We start from the raw sequence: 18,798 nt of genomic DNA, 5'->3' as shown, positions 1-18,798 counted from the left end.
GGCCGACCGCCTCCTGACCGGGCGAAATCCGCTTCCGCAGGCGAAATGCACCACTTGTCGCTACGCTGCCGCCGACGCCGGGTTCGACCAATTGGTCCGCTCTGCCCAGAGTCGTGTCCACAACCTGGATCTCGAACGTAAGGACCACGATGCTCGTTCAGGCCTTCACCGCCAGCCTGATGGACGGCCAGTCGCCCGTCGACAGCGAACCGACGACGTCGATCTGCCGGAGCTACGGGAGCCATCCAGGGGTTCGGACACCGACCACGGAGCACGGCGGGTACTGCGCCGTCGTCGACCACGCGCCGCTTCCGCCGGCGTCCGAGGACGACGAGCTGAGCGTGCAGCGCGGGGCGGCCGTCGACATCGGCGACGGGTGGGCCTTCTTCGACAGCCTCGCCCCGGCGGCCTGCTTCGTCCGTGCGGGCCTGCTGTCCAACCTGAGCCCGTCGTGGGACCTCTTCGAGGCCGCCGAGGTCCGGTCCTGGTGCACGGAGCACTGCTGCGACGAGCTGGCGCTCGTGCTCGGCCGCCAGGTCTACGAGCCGGCCGAGATCGACGAGTTCTTCGCGCAGTTCGCGACCTCCCTCGCCGCGTAGGACGTACCGAGCAGTCCTTCGCGAACCACGCCGGCAGCGCGCGGGCCCCGCCGACCCGGCCTCGGCTACCCCGCGTCCGCCGCCAGCCGCTGCGCGACCGCCGCGGCCTCGGCGGCCTTGACCTGCGCCTTCTCCGCCCGCCGCGCGGCCTTGGCGGCCCGCTTGGGCGTGGTGCCCTCCGAGCGCCGCTCGAACAGCGTGTAGATCACCGGCACCACGTACAGCGTCAGCAGCGTCGAGGACACGAGCCCGCCGATCACCACGAGCGCCAGCGGCTGCGAGATGAACGCCCCGCCGCCGGTCAGGCCGAACGCCATCGGGGTCAGCGCCAGGATCGTCGCCGCCGCCGTCATCACGATCGGCCGCAGGCGCTGACGCGCGCCCTCCCGGACCGCCTCGTCGAGCGGCTGCCCGTCGGCCCGGTACTGGTTGATCAGGTCGATCAGCACGATCGCGTTGGACACCACGATGCCCACCAGCATCAGCACGCCGATCAGGGCCGCGACGTCGAGCGGCGTGCCGGTCAGCAGCAGCGCCAGCAGGGCGCCCGTCGCCGCGAACGGCACCGAGACCAGCAGGATCAGCGGCTGCCCGATGCTCCGGAACGTCGCCACCATCACCAGGTACACGATGAGGATCGCCGCCAGCAGAGCGAGGCCCAGGTCGGCGAACGCGTCGGCCTGGTCGGCCGCCACACCGCCCACGCTCACGTCCGCGCCGTTCGGCAGGTCCAGCCCGTCGATCTCCTCGGTCAGGGCCGTGGTCAGCGTGCCCAGGTCCTGCCCCGCCGGGGTCACCGCGACGGTCGCGCTGCGCTCGCCGTCCACCCGCGTGACCGACGCCGGGGCCGACACCTCCTCGACCGTCACCAGGTCGCTCAGCGGGACCACGCCCGCCGCCGTCGGCACGTCGATCTTCTCGATCTCGGCCGTCGTGGCCGGCACGTCGCCGGCGACGACGACGTCGAGCGACGCGCCGTCGAGGTCCACGGTGCCGATGCTCGCCTCGTTCATCGCGCCGGCCACCAGGCCGGAGACCGCCGCCTCCGTCAGCCCGGCCTCGGCCGCCGCGTCCCGGTCGACCGTCACCTGTACCGTCGACTGCTCGGCGGCCAGGTTGTTGGTCACGCTCTCGACGCCGTCGAGGTCCGTGACGGCGTCCTCGACAGCGCTCGCGGCGTCGGCCAGGTCGTCGGCGTCGGGCGCGGTGACCACCAGGTCCACGGTGGTGCTGGAGAAGCCGGAGTCGCCCGCGGCGACGGTGACCTCGCCGTCCAGGGTGGCGGTGTCGAGCGCCTCGCGGACGTCGTCCTGCACCGCCTCGCCGTCGGCGTCCTCGTCCAGCGTCATCGCGAACGACGCGCTGCTCCCGCCGCCGCCCATGCCGAAGGCGGCGGCCATCCCGTCGGCCGACCCGACGGTGGTCTGCACGGTCGCGATGCCGTCGATGCCCGCGAGGACGTCCTCGACCTCCTTGGCCCCCGCGTCCTGGTCCTCCAGCGACGTGCCCGGCTCGAACTCCTGGGTCACCGACAGCGTGTCCTGGCCGGCGGCGCCGATGAAGTTGGTCTCCATGCGTGGCACCAGCGCGAGCGTGCCGCCCAGCAGCGCGACCGCGACCGTCAGCGTGACCGCCGGGTGGCGCAGCGACGCCGCCAGCGACGGCACGTAGGCGCGCTGCCAGATGCCGCGCCGCTCCTTGAGCTCGGCGGCCTCCCGCATCGCGGCCCCGCCGTCGGCCGAGACCGGAACCTTGATGAACCAGTACGCGAGCACCGGCACCACGACCAGCGCCACGACCAGCGAGGCGCCCATGGCGATCGCCACGGTGACGGCGAACGGCTGGAACAGCTCGCCCGCCATGCCGCCCACGAGCGCGATCGGGGCGAACACCGCGATGGTGCAGACCGTGGACGCGGTGATGGCCGCACCCACCTCGCGGACGGCGGTGACGATGGCGTCGACGCGGTCCTCGCCGTAGGACAGGTGCCGCTTGATGTTCTCGATCACCACGATCGAGTCGTCCACGATGCGCCCGATCGAGATGGTCATGGCCGCGAGCGTAAGGATGTTCAGCGTGTAGCCGGTCAGGTTCATCGCCGCGAACGTCACGGCCAGCGACAGCGGGATCGAGACCGCCGCGACCAGCGTGGCCCGCAGGGAGGCCAGGAACACCAGGATCACGAGCACCGCGAACAGCAGGCCGAGCCCGCCCTCCGTGGTCAGACCCTCGATCGACTCCTCGATGAACGGCGCCTGGTCGAACGTGACGGCGGTGCTCACGCCCGCGTCGTCGAGCTCGTCCTCGACGTCGGCCAGCACGTCCTGCACGGCGTGCGACACGTCGACCGTGTTGCCGTCGGGCGTCTTGGTCAGCGCGATGGCCAGCGACGGCTCGCCGTCCAGCCGCGAGAAGGAGGTGGGCTCGACGTCCTGCACGCTCACCTTCGCGACGTCGCCCAGGTGCACGACGGCGGCGGGGCCGGCCTCGGCGGCCGGCGCCTCCCCGGTGGCGCCCGGGACGCCCGCGGCCGCACCGGCCCCGGCGGCGCCGGCTGCTCCGGCACCGGCTCCCGCGGAGCCGGCGGACGGGACGATCGGCAGCTTCTCGAGCTCCTCGACGGTGCTCACGGTGGTGCCCACCTGGACGCTGCTCGTGCGGCCGTCCTCGGTGACCGAGCCGACCGGCATGACCGTGCCGTTGTCCTGCAGCAGCGACGAGAGCTGGGCGGCGGTGAGACCCGCGGCGGCCAGCTTCTCGTCGTCGGGCTCGATCACGACCTGGCGCTCGGTGGTGCCGGTCACCGTGACGTCGCGGACCTCCGCGATGCCCGACAGCTCGGGCACCAGCACGGAGTCGATCGTCTCGGTCAGCTCCCGCTCGGTGCCGTCGCCGGACACCGCGAGCTGCACCACGGGCAGGTCGTCGAACGAGCCGGCCATGACGTCGGGCTCGACGTCGTCCGGCAGGTCCTGGAGACCCCCGACGGCGGAGGTCATCTCCTGGCTGGCCGCGTCGATGTCGGTGCCGTACTCGAGCTCGACGGTGGTCATCGAGACGCCGGTGGAGACCGTCGAGGTCACACCCGTGACGCCGTCGATCGCCTCGACGGCGGTCTCGATCGGGTCGGTGACGCGCTCCGCGACGAGCTCCGGCGCCGTGCCCGGGTAGACCGCGGTGACCGCCACCACGGGCACGTTCAGGGAGGGTATGAGTTCCTGGCGGAGCTGCCCCATGCTGAAGATGCCGACGACGAAGACGGCGATCGTCGCGAGTGCCACGAGGGCACGGTTCGCGAGCGACATTCGGGCAAGACGAAACACACTGCCTCCAGATCTGGGGTTCACGCCGGGGTCCCACGACTCCGTCGGCGCAGTATTTTGCCTAACGCAAAGGATCACGCCCGGGTTCCCGGCACGCAACTCCGGTTCTCGTGCGGCTCCGGGGCCACTAAAATCACCCCGTGACCGACCAGACCCGCGCGCAGCTCGCCGCCGAGCTCGCCGACCTGCACCACCAGCTGGGTGAGGCGTTCTTCGCCTCCCGGCTCCGGCCCCTGCTGGAGACGGACCTCACGGTGCAGCAGCTCAGAGCGCTGGCCCTGGTGCAGGTGGACCGCGACTCGACACCGCAGCGGCTCGCCGAGGCGCTCGGCGTGTCCGCCGCCACGGTCTCCGGGATCCTCGACCGACTGACCGCGGCCGGGATGACGGTGCGCACGCCCGACCCGGCCGACGGCCGGGTGCGCCGCGTGACCAGCACGGAGAAGGGCAGCGAGGCGATCCGGCGCATCGTCGCCCACGAGGACGACCTGCCGCCCGACCTGCTGGACCTGCTCGACGTGGACGACCTGCGCGCGCTCACCCAGGGCACCCGCGCCCTGCTGGAGGCGACCCGCCGCCTGACGCCCTGACCCCCGCGACGCGTCAGACGTACAGGTCCCCCGGGTGACCTGTACGCCTGACACGAAGGCGGGTGGGGTCGTCAGGCGTGCCGGCGCGCGGTCTCCTCGGCCAGGCGGTGGAGCAGCGCCCGCGCCTCGGGCGGGCCCGTGACCTCGATGTGGTCGGCGAACTGGAGCAGCTGCCGCGCGGCCTCGACCTGCGCGTAGCCGATGGTGATCGGCACCCGGCCGGACGCGTCCGGCGGCCCGACCGTGCGGAGCCGGGAGCCGAGGATGCGGTACGCCAGGTCCACGGCGCCGGCGTCCAGGACCGCCTCGACCGTCATGCCGCGCCGGGTCTCCAGCGCCTGCCCGAGCCCGCGCGCGACGTCCTCCAGGGCGACGTCCCGGACCCGGCGCGGCTCGTCGAGCAGCGTCCAGCCGTCGAGCCGGGTCAGCGCGAACAGCCGGGGCGCCGCGTCGACGTCGGCGACGAGGTACCAGCGGTCGACCCGCAGCAGCAGCCCGTACGGGTCGACCACCAGGTCCGCGGCCGCGCTCTGGCCGCTGCGCCGGTAGGTGACGTGCAGCCGGCGGGCCTGGCGCAGGTCGCGCGCGAGTGCGGCGACGTCGGGCGCCTCGCGCGGCTCCTGCGGCGCGAACCAGGCCCGGTTCTCGACCGTGACGACGTCGGCCAGGGACAGCGGCGCGGCCCCGGGCCGCGCCGGGGGCGCGCCGGGCCGGGTCGCGAACTTGCCGACGGCGGCGCGGGCGGCCGTCTCCGCGCCGAGCGCCCGGGCTCGCTCCAGGTCGACGCCGACGGCGCGGAGCACGTCGGCCTCCGACGTGGTCAGCCGGGTGAGGTCCACCTGCTGCCCCGGGAGCAGGCTGATGCCGCCGTACCTCCCACGCTCGGTGAGCACCGGGATGTCGGCGTCGACGAGCTTCTGGATGTCGCGCAGCACCGTGCGGGTGGACACGCCGAACTCCTCCGCGAGCGCCTCCGCGGTGGTGTGCCGCCGCGCCTGGAGCGCACCGAGCAGGCCGATGAGGCGCTGTGCCGAACCCATTCCTTCTCTCCGGTTCCGTCTTTCCGAGTTCCGTCTTTCCGAGTTCCGTCTTTGCGAGTTCCGTCGGTCCGAGTTCCGTCGCCTCGGGGCTGAACATGACAGGTTCTGTCACGTTACCGCGCGAGCGTGGGTCCGTCGCCGAACGTCGGCGGCACCCTTGGAAGGAGCTACCCATGCCCGCACCCAACCTCTTCCTCGTCTACGTGACCGACGTCGAGCGCGCCACGTCGTTCTACGCCGACCTGTTCGAGATCGAGCCGGTCGTGCGCGCCCCGCGCTACGTACCGTTCGAGATCGCGCCCGGTGTGCTGTTCGCGCTGTGGAGCGGCCACACCGACGGGCTCTCCGCGCGGACGTCGCGGTCGTTCGAGGTGGGCCTGATGGTGTCCCGGTCCGCGGCCGCCGTCGACGACGTCTTCGCGACATGGGTCGCGAAGGGCGTCACCGTCGTCGAGGAGCCGCACGACGAGGTCTTCGGGCGCACGTTCGTGGTCGCCGACCCGGACGGCAACCTGATCCGCGTCTCGCCCACCGACTGACCGGTCGGCGGTGCCGCGCCGCCGTCGTGATGACCTCACGACGGCGGCGCGCCGCGCGCCCGGGCCGCACGTAGGGTGTGTGCCGTGCCGGACACCACCGCCCCTGAGCCGTTCGCCCCGCAGGCCTCGTCGGAGGCGATCGAGGACCTGCGCGCGCGGCTGCGGGCGACCCGCTGGCCCGACGCCCCGGAGGACGTCGGGTGGTCGCTGGGCACGGATCTCGGCTACCTCCGCGAGCTCGTCGCGTACTGGGCGGACGGTTTCGACTGGCGCGCCCAGGAGGCGGCGCTGGCCCGGCTCCCCCGCTTCCGGGCGTCGGTCGGCGGGCTGGGGATCCACTTCGTGCACGCCCGCGCCGTCGCGCCGTCCGGACCCGCGCTCCCCCTGGTGCTCAGCCACGGCTGGCCCGACTCGTTCTGGCGGTACTCGAAGGTCGTGCCGCTCCTGACGGACCCGGGCGCGCACGGCGCCGACCCGGCCGACGCGTTCGACGTCGTGGTCCCGGACATGCCGGGCTTCGGGTACTCGGACCGGCCGACGGGCGCGCCGCTGAGCTCGATCGCCGTCGCGGGGCTGTGGGCCGGGCTCATGACCGTGCTGGGCCACGAGCGGTTCGGCGCGGCGGGCGGCGACATCGGCAGCCACGTGAGCCGCTACCTGGCGCTGGACCACCCGGACCGCGTCGTCGCCGTGCACCGTACGGACGGCGGGCTGCCGGTCTTCGCCGGCGACCCGGCGACGCTCCAGGCCGAGGAGCGCGCCTGGTTCGCCGAGACCGCGACGTGGAGCGCGACCGAGGGCGCGTACGGCGCCATGCACCGCACCAAGCCCCAGACCGTGGCCGCCGGGCTCAACGACTCGCCCGCGGGGCTCGCCGCGTGGATCGTCGAGAAGCTCCGGGCCTGGAGCTTCGGCGACCTGGAGGACGCCTACACGCGGGACGAGATCCTCACCAACATCACGATCTACTGGCTCACGGGCACCATCGGCTCGTCGATGCGGATGTACCACGCCAACGGCGCGATCCCGGCCCGGCAGCTCACGCGTCGCGTCGAGGTGCCGTCCGGGTTCTCGCTGTTCCCGGGCGACATCGTGCGCCCGCCCCGGGCCTGGCTAAAGCGGACCGCCAACACCGTGCGCGTGACCGAACCGGAGCGCGGCGGGCACTTCGCGGCGTTCGAGGAGCCGGAGCTCTACGCCCAGGAGCTCCGCGACTTCTTCCGCCCGTACCGCGCCTAACCCACCTGTCGGGACCGCCGGCCCAGCCGGCCACGGCCGTCAGGCCGGGACCCGTTCGGCCCAGTCGATGTGGTGCTCGTAGATCCAGCGGCTCGGGTCGTTGCCCGTGCGGGCCATGTGCGCCATCCCGAGCCGCATGACCAGATCCCGTGGCACCGCGGCCAGCGGATGAAGCGACTTCCACCCGCCGGTACGCCGCCCCTGCTCGACGACGCGCTCGACGCGCTCGCGCCGCAGCCCCTCGTAGGCCACGAACGCCGACGCGACGGTCGGCCGGTCCCGCAGGCACTTCGCCAGCACCACGGCGTCCTCGATCGCCATGGCCGCGCCCTGCCCGATCGACGGGGCCGTGGCGTGGGCGGCGTCCCCGATGATGATCATGCGGTTGCTGTGCCAGACCGGGACCGACGGCACGTCGTACGTGTTCCAGCCCGCGAAGATCTTCTCGGTGGCGCCGATGATGTCCGAGGCGGATCCCTTGTCGTCCCGGAAGAGGTCGATCAGCCGACGCCGCCACTCCTCCGGGCTGATCGCCGCCAGCTCCGCCGGGGTGGGCTCGACCGGGCTCGGCGGGTTCGCCACCCACCACACCTCGCCGTCCGGGTGCGGCGTGAACGCGAAGAAGCAGCGCCGGCCGAAGATCGCGTTCATCATGCCCGGCTCGCTGTCGACCGGGACGCCGGAGGCGTAGCCGCCCGTGTTGAGCAGGCCGTTGTAGCGCGCACCCGGCGCGTCCGGCGCGATGATCTCGCGGGTCCGTGACCGCAGCCCGTCGGCGCCGATCAGCAGGTCTCCCTCGGCCGTGGTGCCGTCCGCGAACGAGGCAACCACACCGTCGTCGGACGGCGAGGCGCCGACCAGGCGCCTGCCGTGCTCGAAGCGCACGCCGCGCCGCAGCGCCTCCTCACGGAGCCTGCGGTAGAGGTCCGCGCGCTTGACCGTGCGACTGGTCAGACCGTCGCCCGCCGCCTCCAGGCCGGTGCCGTAGGGCAGCTCGCCCAGCGTCCGGCCGGAACCACTCCGCATCGTGATCCGGGGCGTGTCGAAGCCAAGCCCGTGGAGGTCCACGTCCACCGCGCGCAGCGCGTCGAGCGCGTTCACGGCGAGCGTCAGGTAGACGCCCGCGCCGTCCGCCGTCCGGTCGTAGGCCTCGTGGACGGTCGCTTCCATGCCTGCCTCGTGCAGGGCGATCGCGCACGTCGTCCCGGCGATCCCGCCGCCGACCACCATCGCTGTGTATGTCATACACACGAGCGTATGGCATACACTCGGGATCGAGCCAGCCCCTCTTTCCCCACGACACGAGAGTGAGCGCTGCACCATGGACGCCAAGGCCCCGACCGGCCTCGACCTGCTCTGGGGGCGGGACGCGGCCGCGCCCGCCGCCCGGCCCGGCCTGAACGCCGCGCGCATCACGCAGGCGGCGGTGGAGCTCGCCGACGCGGGCGGCCTGGACGCCGTGTCGATGGCCCGGATCGCCGAGCGCCTCGGCTTCACGACGATGTCGCTCTACCGGCACGTCCAGGGCAAGGAGGAGATCTTCCTGCTGATGCTGGACGCCGTCGCCGCGGTACCGGCGGAGCTCGACGAGCCGCCGTCCGACTGGCGCCTCGGGCTGCAGCGCTGGAGCCTGGCGCAGTGGACGATGCTGCGGGCGCACGCCTGGATCGTGGACGTGCCCATCAGCGGCCCGCCGGTGACGCCCAACCAGCTCACCTGGACCGACCGCGCCCTGGCCACGCTCCGGGACACCGGGCTCACCGAGAGCGAGAAGGCCGGCGTGGTGCTGCTCGTGGCCACCTACCTGCACAGCAGCGCGCGGCTGAGCGCGGGGCTCGGGGAGGCGGCCTCCGGCGAGTCGGTGGCCGCGTACAGCACGCTGCTCGGCCGGCTCGCCGACGCCGAGCGATTCCCCGCCCTGCGCCGCGCCGTCGACGCGGGCGCCTACGACTACCCCGCCGACGCCGCCGAGGAGGACCGCCGGCTCGACCACTCGTTCGGCCTGGACCGCATCCTGGACGGCGTGGCGGCTCTGATCAGCCAGCGAGCCAGCTGACGGTCCCCTCCAGGTCCGCAGCTTGTCGCACGAACTCGGCAGCTACCAGTTCAGGGACGCGCCCCGCGGCGACACCGTGCGGGGCACGCCCCACGGGTTGTCGTCCCGCAGCGGTGCCGGCAGCAGGTCCTGCGGGGCGTCCTGGTAGGTGATACCGCGCAGGAACCGGCCGATCGCGGCGGTGCCCACCGACGTGCCGTCCGTCGTCGTCGCCGGCGACGGCCCGCCGTGCTGCATCGCGGGGGTCACCGCCACACCCGTGGGCCAGCCGCCGAGCAGCACCCGCCCCGCGTACCGGCCCAGGGCCGCCACGAGCGCGCCCTGCTCCGCGCCGGTCTCCCCCGACCCCAGGTGCAGGGTCAGCGTGAGGTTCCCGGGGAACAGCTCGCCGACGACGGCGGACAGGTCGGTCCCGGCCGGGTACTCCACGATCACGGAGAACGGCCCGAACACCTCGTCGAGCAGCGCGGGCCCGGCGGTCCGGAGCACGTCCAGCGGCACGGCGACGAACGTCGGCGTCACCCAGGCCTGCCCGTCGCCGTCGCGGCGGAAACTGCCGGAGCGCACCACGCGCACCCCGTCCACCGCCAGCACCTGGGCCACGCGCCGCTCGTAGCCGTCGGCGATCGACGGGTTGAGCAGCCGGTGCTCGGGAACGTCGGCCGTGGCGGCGGCCACGGCGTCGTCGTACACCGTGCCCTGCGGGACGAGCAGGAAGCCCGGCTTGGTGCAGAGCTGGCCGGCCGAGCCGGAGACGCTCGCCACGTACCCGGCCAGCAGCGCGTCCGCGCGCTCCGCCAGGGCCGCCGGCGAGACCAGCACGGGGTTGACGCTGCCCAGCTCGCCGAAGAACGGGATCGGGTCGGGCCGCGCGGCGGCCCGGGCGGCCAGGAGCTGCCCGACGTGCGGCGACCCGGTGAACGCCGCGGACCGCACGGCCGGGTGCTCCAGCAGGGCCACACCGGCGTCCTGTCCCGTCACGAGCTGGAGCGTGTCCTCCGGCAGCCCCGCCTCGACGAGCGCGCCGGCCACGATCCGGGCCGTGCGCTCGGAGAGCCAGGGGTGCCCCGGGTGCGCCTTGACGATCACCGGGCAGCCCGCCGCGAGCGCCGCCGCGGTGTCGCCGCCCGCCACCGAGAACGCAAAGGGGAAGTTGCTGGCCGCGAAGTTGAGCACGGGTCCGACGGGCCACAGGGCGCGGCGCAGGTCGGGGCGGGGACCGAGCACGAAGTCGGGGTCGGCCTCGTCGATGCGGACGTCGAGGTAGGCGCCGTCCTCCACGACGTGCGCGAAGAGCCGGAGCTGCACCTGCGTGCGCTTGAGCTCGCCGCGCAGCCGCGCCTCGGCAAGGCCGGTCTCGACGTGGGCGGTGGCGACGAGCTCGTCGGCATGGTCGCCGAGGGCGGCGGCGGCACGGCGCAGGCCGTCGGCACGGGTCGCGGGGGTGGCCCGGGACAGTCCGGCGAACGCCTCCGCGGCCCGGCGGGCCACGTCGTCGACGGTGCGGTCAAGGTCGGACGCCGCGGTGGCGGTCATGGGGCTCCTCATCAGGCAGGCTTAGATTCGGTGGGCTCAGAACACGAAACCCGTGGGGAACGGGTCGCTCGGGTCGAGCAGGTAGTTGGCGGTGCCGGTCACCCAGGCGCGCCCGGTGATGGTCGGCAGGACGGCGGGCACGCCCGCGACCGTCGTCTCCCCCACCAGGCGGCCGACGAACCGGCTGCCGATGAACGACTCGTTGACGAAGTCGGTGTGCAGGGCCAGCTCGCCGCGCGCCCAGAGCTCGGCCATCCGGGCGGACGTCCCCGTGCCGCACGGCGACCGGTCGAACCAGCCCGGGTAGATGGCCATGGCGTGGCGGGAGTGCCGGGCGTCCGAGCCGGGGGCGATCAGCTCGACGTGGTGGCAGCCCTCGACGCCGTCGAGCTCGGGGTGCCTCGGCTTCGCCGTCTCGTTGATCGCGTCCATGATCGCGAGCCCGGCGGACAGCAGGTCCTGCTGACGCTCGCGGTCGAACGGCAGCTTGAGGTCGTCGAGGTCGACCAGGGCGTAGAAGTTGCCGCCGAACGCCATGGAGTAGGGCACGGTGCCGTAGCCCGGCACCTCGACCTCCTGGTCGAGGGCGGTGACGAAGCTGGGCACGTTCTCGATGGTCACGGCGTCGGCGTGGCCGTCGCTGACGGCGACCTTGGCGACGACGAGCCCGGCGGGCGTGTCGAGCCGGATCTCGGTGACCGGCTCGACCACGTCCACCATGCCCGTCTCGACCAGCACCGTGGCCACGCCGATGGTGCCGTGGCCGCACATCGGCAGGCAGCCGGACACCTCGATGTAGACGACGCCCCAGTCGCAGTCGGGCCGCGTGGGCGGCTGCAGGATGGCGCCGCTCATCGCGGAGTGCCCCCGCGGCTCGTCCATCAGGAAGTGCCGCAGCTCGTCCATGTGCTCCATGAAGTACAGCCGCTTGTCGTTCATCGTCTCGCCCGGGATGGGGCCGACGCCGCCGGTGACGACGCGCGTCGGCATGCCCTCCGTGTGCGAGTCGACGGCGGTGATGGTCCTGCTGCTGCGCATGGTCGCTCCTGTGCTCGATGCGTGGGTGCCGGTGCGGGCTGGTCCGGTGCTGGCTGGTCCGGTGCGAGTGGGTCAGCGCGAGGCGATGTAGCTGAGCGCCGCCTCGGTGTCCTTGCGCACCTGCGCCTCGTGCTCCGCGGACAGCGGGCCGCGCGGCGGGCGGGTGGGCCCACCGTAGCTCTGCCCGGCCATGTCGATCGAGAGCTTGATGGCCTGCACGAACTCGGTGCGCGAGTCCCAGCGGAAGACCGGCACGAGGTGGCGGTACAGCTCACGCGCCTCGTCGATCTTCCCCTCGGTGACCAGCGTGTAGATCTCGACGGCCTCGCGCGGGAACGCGTTGGGGTACCCGGCGAACCAGCCGACGGCGCCGGCCACGAGCGACTCGAACAGCAGGTCGTCGGCGCCCGCGATGACGTCGAGGTCCGGGGCGAGCTCCTTGATCTCCAGCACGCGCCGCACGTCGCCGGAGAACTCCTTGACGGCCACGACGTTCTCGAGCTGGGCCAGCTCGGCCAGGATGCTCGGCGTGAGGTCGACCTTGGTGTCGATCGGGTTGTTGTAGATCATGATCGGCAGGCCCACCTCGTTGACCGCGGCGTAGTGCGCGATCACCTCGGACCGGTTGGCGCGGTAGATGGTCGGCGGCAGCAGCAGGACGCCGTCGGCCCCGTCCTCCGCGGCGAGCTCGGCCCAGTGCTTGGCCTGGTGCGAGCCCACGCCGTGCACGCCGGCGACGACCAGACCCCGGCCGTCCACGGCCTGCACGGCGGTCTGGATCACCTTGCGGCGCTCGTCGTCGGTCAGCGAGGAGTACTCGCCCAGGGAGCCGTTCGGGCCCACGCCGCGGCAGCCGTTGTCGATCAGGAACTCGCAATGAGCGGCGAACTTGTCGTAGTCGACGGCCAGGCCGGCCGGCGCGGACTCGTCGGGCGTGAAGGCGAGCGTGGTGGCGACGATGACGCCGCCGAGGTCGAATCGCTGGTTCATGTCAGGTCTCCTGTGGTTGCGATGCTGTGTGGGTAGAGGAAGTCGGTGTGGCGGCGAGGTCGCCGAGCCGCACGGGCACGACGATCGGACGGCGGTCGACGCCGGTCCCCCCGTCGTCGAGCAGGTCCTGGAGCGTCCGGCCGCACATGCGGGCCTGGCACGGGCCGAGCCCGGCGCGGCTGGTGAGCTTCACGGAGCGGGTCTCGTGCGAACCGGTCAGCTCGACGACCTCGCGCACGCGGCCGTAGGTGGTCTCCTCGCAGCGGCACACGACGGTGTCGTCGCGCAGCCAGCGCACCCACCCGCCGCGGATGCCGTGGGCGGCCTCGATCCGGGCGGCGAAGCCGCGGGCACGGTCCCGGGAACGGATCGCGCGCGGGGCGGCACCGGCACCGAGGTCGCCCCCGGCCGCCGCCGCGCCCGCGACGGCGCCCTCGGCCAGGGCCGCGTCGGCCCCGCCGATCCCGGTGATCTCGCCGGCGGCCCACACGCCCGGCACGGACGTGGCCTGCGTGTCGTCCACGATCACGAACCTGCTCGCCGTGAGGGCGCACCCGGCGGCGATCGCCAGCTCCAGGCGCGGTGTGAACCCGTGGCTCACCGCGACCGCGTCGGCCTCGACCTGGCGCTCCGTGCCCGGCACGGGCGCCCAGCGCGCGTCGAGCCGAGCGACGGTCACGGCCTCGACCTGGCCGTCGCCGTGCGCGGCGACCACGGCCTCGCCGGGGCGCCACGGGACGCGGTGGCGCACGAGCTCGCCGACGTACCCCGCGAGCTCGCCGGCCTTGCCGACGGCGCCGGCCAGCTCCCAGGGCCGGTCCAGCCAGCCGCGCGCCAGCGAGCCGGTCCGGCTCGCCTCGTGCACGCCGAGCACGGTGGCGCCGGTCCGCAGCAGCGAGGAGGCGACGGGCAGCAGGAACGGTCCGGCTCCGGCGACGACGACGCGGCGCCCGACGGCCACTCGCTCCCCCTTCGCCAGCGCCTGCGCCGCCCCGGCCGAGTACACCCCGGGGAGCTGCCAGCCGGGGAACGGGAGGGTCCGGTCGTGGGCGCCGGTCGCGAGCACGAGGGCGTCCGGCTCGAACGTACGGGCCGCGCGCCCTGCGGCGTCGGGCTCCCCCACGAGCACGTTCAGGCGGACGCCGTCGCGCCGTCCCGAGGACGACACCAGCCCCGGCGACGACACCTGCTCCAGCGACCACACCTGCGCCGTCGGGACCACCGTGACCGCGGGGTGCGCCCGCAGGGCGTCGCTCAGCGCGCGGTACGTGTCCCACTTGTGGTGCAGCAGGTGCTCGCGCCCGGCCGGACGTTCGTCGGGCAGGTGGCGCCAGTACTGGCCGCCGAGCACGTCCGCGGCGTCGAGCACTGTGACCCGCGCCCCGGCGTCGGCGGCGGCCCGCGCGGCGGCGAGGCCCGCCGGGCCGGCGCCCACCACGACGACGTGCCGCTCCTGGCCGCTCATCGGGCCACCTCCGGTCCGTCGTGCTCGTCCGAACGCCCTGCGCCGGGCTCGCCGAACGGCCCGCCCTGCGGCGCCACGACGTCGCCGTCCTGCGCGCGGCGCAGGCAGGCCCGCACGTCACGCAGGCCGTTGACCTCGACGACGCAGTCGAAGCACACGCCGATGCCGCAGAACACGCCGCGCGGCGCGCCGCTCTGGCCGGTCGAGCGCCACTGGCGCCGCCCGGCACCCAGCAGGACGCCCGCGATGGTCTGCCCGGCCGTGCCGGTGACGGGCTCGCCGTCGACCCAGATCGTCAGGGGCCGGTCGGGACCCGGCCGCACCGGGTCCGCGGCGGCCGGGATGCGGCGCGACGTCATGATCGTGCTCCCTCGGGGTCGCTCTCCGTCGTGTCAGACGTACAGATCCCCCGGGGGGCCTGTACGTCTGACACGTCAGGGGTGGGGCGCAGGGCCTGGAGCGTCGGGCGGTCGGCGGCGTACGGGGCCGGGTCGACGGCGGGCGCGGAGCCCAGCAGTGCCGCCGCGACCAGGTCCCCGGTCGCGGGTGCCAGGCCCACGCCCGCGCCCTCGTGGCCGGTCGCGAACCACAGCCCGGGCAGCGCCGGGTCGGCGCCGATCACGGGCAGGTGGTCCGGCATGTACGGGCGGAAGCCCAGGTAGGAGCGCATCACGTGGGTCTCGGCGAGGAACGGGAACACCGTCACGGCACGGCGCGCCATCGGGGCGAGCACCTCGGCGCTGAACCGCTCGTCGAACCCCACCTGCTCCCGGCTCGACCCGATCAGCACGGTCCCGCCCCGCGTCGACTCGATGACGGCGGACGTCTGCAGCTCCGCGCCCGCGGACTGGGTGGCCGCGAAGTAGTCGCCGTCGTACACCTTGTGGTGGATGCGCTGCGGCATCGGCGTGGTCACGAGCACCGTCCCGCGGCGCGGCCGCACCGGCACCCACGAGCCGAGCCGCTCCGCGACGTCCGCCGACCACGGGCCGGCCGCCACGACCACGGCTCCCGCGGCGACGTCACCCTGGGTGGTGGTGACGCCGGTCAGGCGCCCGTCGGCCCCCAGCAGCGGCCCGGTCACCTCGACCCCCGTCCGGACGACGGCGCCGGCCCGGCGCGCGGACGCCAGCAATGCCTCGGCGGCGGCGACCGGCTGCACCTGCGCGTCCTGCGGGTAGTGGATGGCGCCCAGGACGCCGGGCGCGAGGTCGGGCTCGAGCTCGCGGGCCCGGTCGCCGGTCACCTCGACGGCCTCGACGCCCGCGGCCCGCTGCGCCGCGGCGAACTCGCGCAGGCCCGTGAGGCCGGCGTCCGAGGCCACCACGACCACGCCGCCCTTGGCGTCGTGCTCGATCGACGGGAACCGGGGGCCGAGCTCGTCGGCCAGCTCGCCCGCGAGCGCCGTCCACCGGCGCAGCGACTCCTGGGCGAGCACCAGCTCCGGCCCCGGGCCCTTGTCCGAGACCAGCAGGTTGCCCTCGCCGTGCGCGCTGGTGCCGGCGGCCGCGGCCCCGCGGTCGAGCACCACGACGCTCGCTCCGGCCAGCGCCAGGGAGCGCGCGCACGCGGCGCCCACGACCCCGGCGCCCACGATCACCACGTCCGCTGCCACGTCCACCCCTTCATCGCTCCGCCGTCCTGTGCTGTGCCTGGCTTGCTGTCACTGCCCTGCTGTCACTGCCCGCTCAGTCCTCGGGCTTGCCCGCCCACGTGCCCAGCGAGTGTCCGATGTGCCGCTCCATCAGCGCCTTTGCGCCAGGGCCGTCGCCGGCCGCGAGCAGGTCGAGCAGCTCGTGGTGCTCCTGTGCGGAGGCGGCCAGCGTGCCGCCCGCGACCATCGTCGAGAGCCCGAGCAGCCGCGCGCGGTCGCGCAGGTCGGCCACGATCTCGCCGGCCACCGGATTGCCCAGCAGCCCCATGAGCCGCAGGTGGAACGCCTGGTCCGCCTGGAGGTACGCGATGAGGTCCCCCGTGCGCGCGCCCTCGACGATCTCGTCGGCGAGCGCCCGGAACTCCCCGAGCTGCCCCACGGGGAAGGACCTCGCCAGGCGTTCCATCCACACCGGCTCGATCACGAGCCGGACGGCGGCGACGTGCCGCAGGGTCTGGTCGCTCACGCGGGTGACGCGGAAGCCCTTGTTGCGCACAGCCTCCAGGAAGCCGCGCCGCTCCAGGTCCAGCACCGCTTCCCGCACGGGGGTCGCGGACACGTCGAAGCGCGCGGCCAGCGTGGGCACGGAGACCAGCTCGCCGGGCTCCAGCTCGCCCGCGACGATCGCCGCCACGAGGGCGCGGTGAACCTGCTCGCGCAGGCTCGCGACCGGAGGTAGACGACGGACCGACGGGGTCGGTGATGCTGAGCTCATGGTGCTCTCCAGGGGTGTCAGGCTTCGACAGTAGAATATTACACACGACAGGAAACCCGTCGTCAATGCCGCCAGAGGGTACCTGAGCAAGGGCCGGCTCGCCGGTCTTTCGCCCGCCAAAACTGGCGTCATCCCGCCGAAACGCGACGTTTACAATCACCCCATCGACATCCCTGTACCGTCTCAGTAACATATCACGCATCACATATCGAAGGCTGGCCGCGTCGACGACGACCGTGGCCGCGCCGGGGCCGTACCGCAGACCACCCGACGCACCCGCGTCACTGATCGAAGGGCCACATCGTGAAGCTCCATCGGATAACGACAGCAGCCGTCGCGGTCGCCGCGACGCTCGCGCTCGCCGCGTGCGGCGGCGGCACCCAGGACGCCTCCTCCGCGGGCGGCGGCGGGTTCGAGGCCGAGCCGGCCGAGGGCGGCACCGTGCAGGTGCTGCAGAACGCCGACTTCTCCTATCTCGACCCGGCACGCGGCTGGGACGGCGGCGTGAACAACTTCTACCGGCTGGTCTACCGCCAGCTCACCACGTCCGCGCCGGGCTCGGCGGAGGACCCGACCGAGATCGTCCCGGACCTCGCCGAGAGCCTCGGTGAGGTGTCCGACGACGGCCTGACCTGGACGTACACACTCAAGGACGGGCTCAAGTTCGACAACGGCGACCCGATCACCTCGGCCGAGGTCAAGTTCGGCATCTCCCGCGCCTGGGACCCGGAGATCGGCATCGGCTCCCCGTACCTCAAGCAGGTCATCGACGCCCCCGAGGGCTACGAGGGCCCGTACAAGACCGGTGACCTGCCGACCGTCGAGACGCCGGACGAGAAGACGATCGTCTTCCACCTCAAGGAGCCGTTCCCCGAGTTCGACGCCGTGCTCTCCCAGGTGAACGCGACCCCGTTCCCCGAGGGCAGCGGTGCGGGCGACGAGTTCATCCACCAGATCATCGCCTCGGGCCCGTACAAGCTGGCCGAGTACGTGCCGGGCAGCACCATCAAGCTCGAGCGCAACGAGAACTGGGACGCCGCGACCGACGAGGTGCGCGCCGCCAAGCCGGACGCCTGGGAGTTCACCATCGGCCTGGACCCGGCCACCATCGACGAGCGCCTCATCGCGGGGCAGGGGGCCGACGTCAACGCGATCTCGGGCACCGTCCAGCCGGCCACGCTCCCCCGCCTCCAGACGCCGCAGCTCCAGGAGCGCACGCTGCAGCTCCCGGGCATCTGCACGACGTACATCGGCCTGAACACCACCAAGAAGCCGCTCGACGACGTCCGCGTGCGCCAGGCCATCAGCTACGCCATCGACCGCAACGCGATCGTCAACGCGAGCGGCGGCACGCAGCTCGGCGAGCCCTCCACGACGATCCTCCCCAAGTCCGTCGCCGGTCACAAGGACTTCGACCTGTACCCCTCGGCGGACGGCACGGGTGACGTCGAGGCCGCGCAGAAGCTGCTCGACGAGGCCGGCCTGTCCGACGGGTTCACCCTCACGCTCGACATCCGCGCCCAGGAGTCCATGCAGGCCCAGGGCGAGGCCGTCCAGCAGGCGCTGGAGCGGATCGGCATCAAGGTCGAGCTCAACCTGATCGACACCGCCACCTACTACGAGACCATCGGCACCCCGTCGCAGCAGCACGACGCCGCCATCACCGGCTGGTGCCCGGACTGGGCCTCGTCGGCGGCCACGTTCATCCCGCCGCTGTTCGACGGCCGCAACATCTACGAGAAGGGCAACTCGAACCTCGCGCAGCTCGACGACGCCGACGTCAACGCCCGGATCGACGAGATCAAGGCGATGACCGACATCGACGCGGCGAACGTGCAGTGGGGCGACCTGGACGAGGAGATCCTGGAGCTGGCCCCGATCGTGCCGCTCATGGTCGCCAAGACGGTGTCCCTGCCCGGCGAGAACGTCACCGGCCTCTACTCGTCGGCGAACGCCGCGACCGGCGGCATCGACTACGTCGGCGTCGGTCTCAAGGACCCCGAGAAGGGCTGAT

16 protein-coding genes are annotated in these 18,798 nt (G+C 73.4%); 6 read left to right on the top strand and 10 right to left on the bottom strand.

Going from position 1 to position 18,798, the window contains the following annotated elements:
* The first annotated feature begins 149 nt into the window (after positions 1 to 149).
* A complete protein-coding gene (locus QRN56_RS22530) occupies positions 150 to 599 on the top strand; it encodes a hypothetical protein (protein WP_285107038.1) in 450 nt (149 codons plus the stop codon).
* A gap of 65 nt (positions 600 to 664) precedes the next feature.
* Here QRN56_RS22530 and QRN56_RS22525 read toward each other — a convergent pair whose 3' ends face one another.
* Positions 665 to 3,904, bottom strand: coding sequence for an efflux RND transporter permease subunit (locus QRN56_RS22525; RefSeq protein WP_285107036.1), 3,240 nt, complete (start codon positions 3,902 to 3,904; stop codon positions 665 to 667).
* Positions 3,905 to 4,062: 158 nt separating this feature from the next.
* On the opposite strand from QRN56_RS22525, the gene QRN56_RS22520 reads away from it, so the two are divergent.
* Positions 4,063 to 4,512 (top strand): MarR family winged helix-turn-helix transcriptional regulator, encoded by a 450-nt coding sequence (locus QRN56_RS22520; RefSeq protein WP_285107034.1) that lies wholly within the window; start codon positions 4,063 to 4,065, stop codon positions 4,510 to 4,512.
* A gap of 71 nt (positions 4,513 to 4,583) precedes the next feature.
* Here the strand turns inward: QRN56_RS22520 and QRN56_RS22515 are convergent, their stop codons facing one another.
* Positions 4,584 to 5,552 carry a helix-turn-helix transcriptional regulator gene (locus QRN56_RS22515; RefSeq protein WP_285107032.1) on the bottom strand — a complete coding sequence of 323 codons (969 nt, stop codon included), beginning with the start codon at positions 5,550 to 5,552 and terminating at the stop codon, positions 4,584 to 4,586.
* Positions 5,553 to 5,725: 173 nt separating this feature from the next.
* Here QRN56_RS22515 and QRN56_RS22510 point away from each other — a divergent pair, with 173 nt between their 5' ends.
* Positions 5,726 to 6,091, top strand: a complete 366-nt coding sequence (locus QRN56_RS22510) for a VOC family protein (protein WP_285107030.1) — start codon at positions 5,726 to 5,728, stop codon at positions 6,089 to 6,091.
* Positions 6,092 to 6,175: 84 nt separating this feature from the next.
* Positions 6,176 to 7,330, top strand: a complete 1,155-nt coding sequence (locus QRN56_RS22505) for an epoxide hydrolase family protein (protein WP_285107028.1) — start codon at positions 6,176 to 6,178, stop codon at positions 7,328 to 7,330.
* Between the two features lie 39 nt (positions 7,331 to 7,369).
* Here the strand turns inward: QRN56_RS22505 and QRN56_RS22500 are convergent, their stop codons facing one another.
* Positions 7,370 to 8,575, bottom strand: a complete 1,206-nt coding sequence (locus QRN56_RS22500) for an FAD-dependent monooxygenase (protein ID WP_285107026.1) — start codon at positions 8,573 to 8,575, stop codon at positions 7,370 to 7,372.
* 76 nt (positions 8,576 to 8,651) lie between these two features.
* On the opposite strand from QRN56_RS22500, the gene QRN56_RS22495 reads away from it, so the two are divergent.
* Positions 8,652 to 9,386 carry a TetR/AcrR family transcriptional regulator gene (locus QRN56_RS22495; protein ID WP_285107023.1) on the top strand — a complete coding sequence of 245 codons (735 nt, stop codon included), beginning with the start codon at positions 8,652 to 8,654 and terminating at the stop codon, positions 9,384 to 9,386.
* A 42-nt stretch (positions 9,387 to 9,428) separates the two neighbouring features.
* Here QRN56_RS22495 and QRN56_RS22490 read toward each other — a convergent pair whose 3' ends face one another.
* The 7 genes from QRN56_RS22490 to QRN56_RS22460 form a co-directional block, all read right to left on the bottom strand.
* Positions 9,429 to 10,922 (bottom strand): aldehyde dehydrogenase (NADP(+)), encoded by a 1,494-nt coding sequence (locus tag QRN56_RS22490; RefSeq protein ID WP_285107021.1) that lies wholly within the window; start codon positions 10,920 to 10,922, stop codon positions 9,429 to 9,431.
* A 36-nt stretch (positions 10,923 to 10,958) separates the two neighbouring features.
* Positions 10,959 to 11,960 (bottom strand): proline racemase family protein, encoded by a 1,002-nt coding sequence (locus QRN56_RS22485; protein WP_285107019.1) that lies wholly within the window; start codon positions 11,958 to 11,960, stop codon positions 10,959 to 10,961.
* Between the two features lie 72 nt (positions 11,961 to 12,032).
* Entirely contained in the window at positions 12,033 to 12,950 is a 918-nt protein-coding gene (locus QRN56_RS22480) for a dihydrodipicolinate synthase family protein (protein WP_285107017.1), read from the bottom strand.
* Position 12,951: 1 nt separating this feature from the next.
* Positions 12,952 to 14,415, bottom strand: a complete 1,464-nt coding sequence (locus QRN56_RS22475) for an FAD-dependent oxidoreductase (RefSeq protein WP_285107015.1) — start codon at positions 14,413 to 14,415, stop codon at positions 12,952 to 12,954.
* Positions 14,412 to 14,774, bottom strand: coding sequence for a (2Fe-2S)-binding protein (locus QRN56_RS22470; protein ID WP_285107012.1), 363 nt, complete (start codon positions 14,772 to 14,774; stop codon positions 14,412 to 14,414). Before QRN56_RS22470 ends, QRN56_RS22475 begins: the two co-directional genes overlap by 4 nt.
* Entirely contained in the window at positions 14,771 to 16,030 is a 1,260-nt protein-coding gene (locus QRN56_RS22465) for an NAD(P)/FAD-dependent oxidoreductase (RefSeq protein WP_285107010.1), read from the bottom strand. The genes QRN56_RS22470 and QRN56_RS22465 overlap by 4 nt, the downstream gene beginning before the upstream one ends.
* A 73-nt stretch (positions 16,031 to 16,103) precedes the next feature.
* Positions 16,104 to 16,784, bottom strand: a complete 681-nt coding sequence (locus QRN56_RS22460) for a GntR family transcriptional regulator (RefSeq protein ID WP_285107008.1) — start codon at positions 16,782 to 16,784, stop codon at positions 16,104 to 16,106.
* Positions 16,785 to 17,087: 303 nt separating this feature from the next.
* Between QRN56_RS22460 and QRN56_RS22455 the strand changes: the two genes are divergently transcribed.
* Entirely contained in the window at positions 17,088 to 18,797 is a 1,710-nt protein-coding gene (locus QRN56_RS22455; protein WP_285107006.1) for an ABC transporter substrate-binding protein, read from the top strand.
* Position 18,798 lies beyond the last annotated feature (1 nt).

Origin of the sequence: Promicromonospora sp. MEB111 (assembly GCF_030209445.1) — a bacterium.
Classification (GTDB): Bacteria; Actinomycetota; Actinomycetes; order Actinomycetales; family Cellulomonadaceae; genus Promicromonospora.
This window is presented reverse-complemented; position numbering and strand designations above follow the sequence as displayed.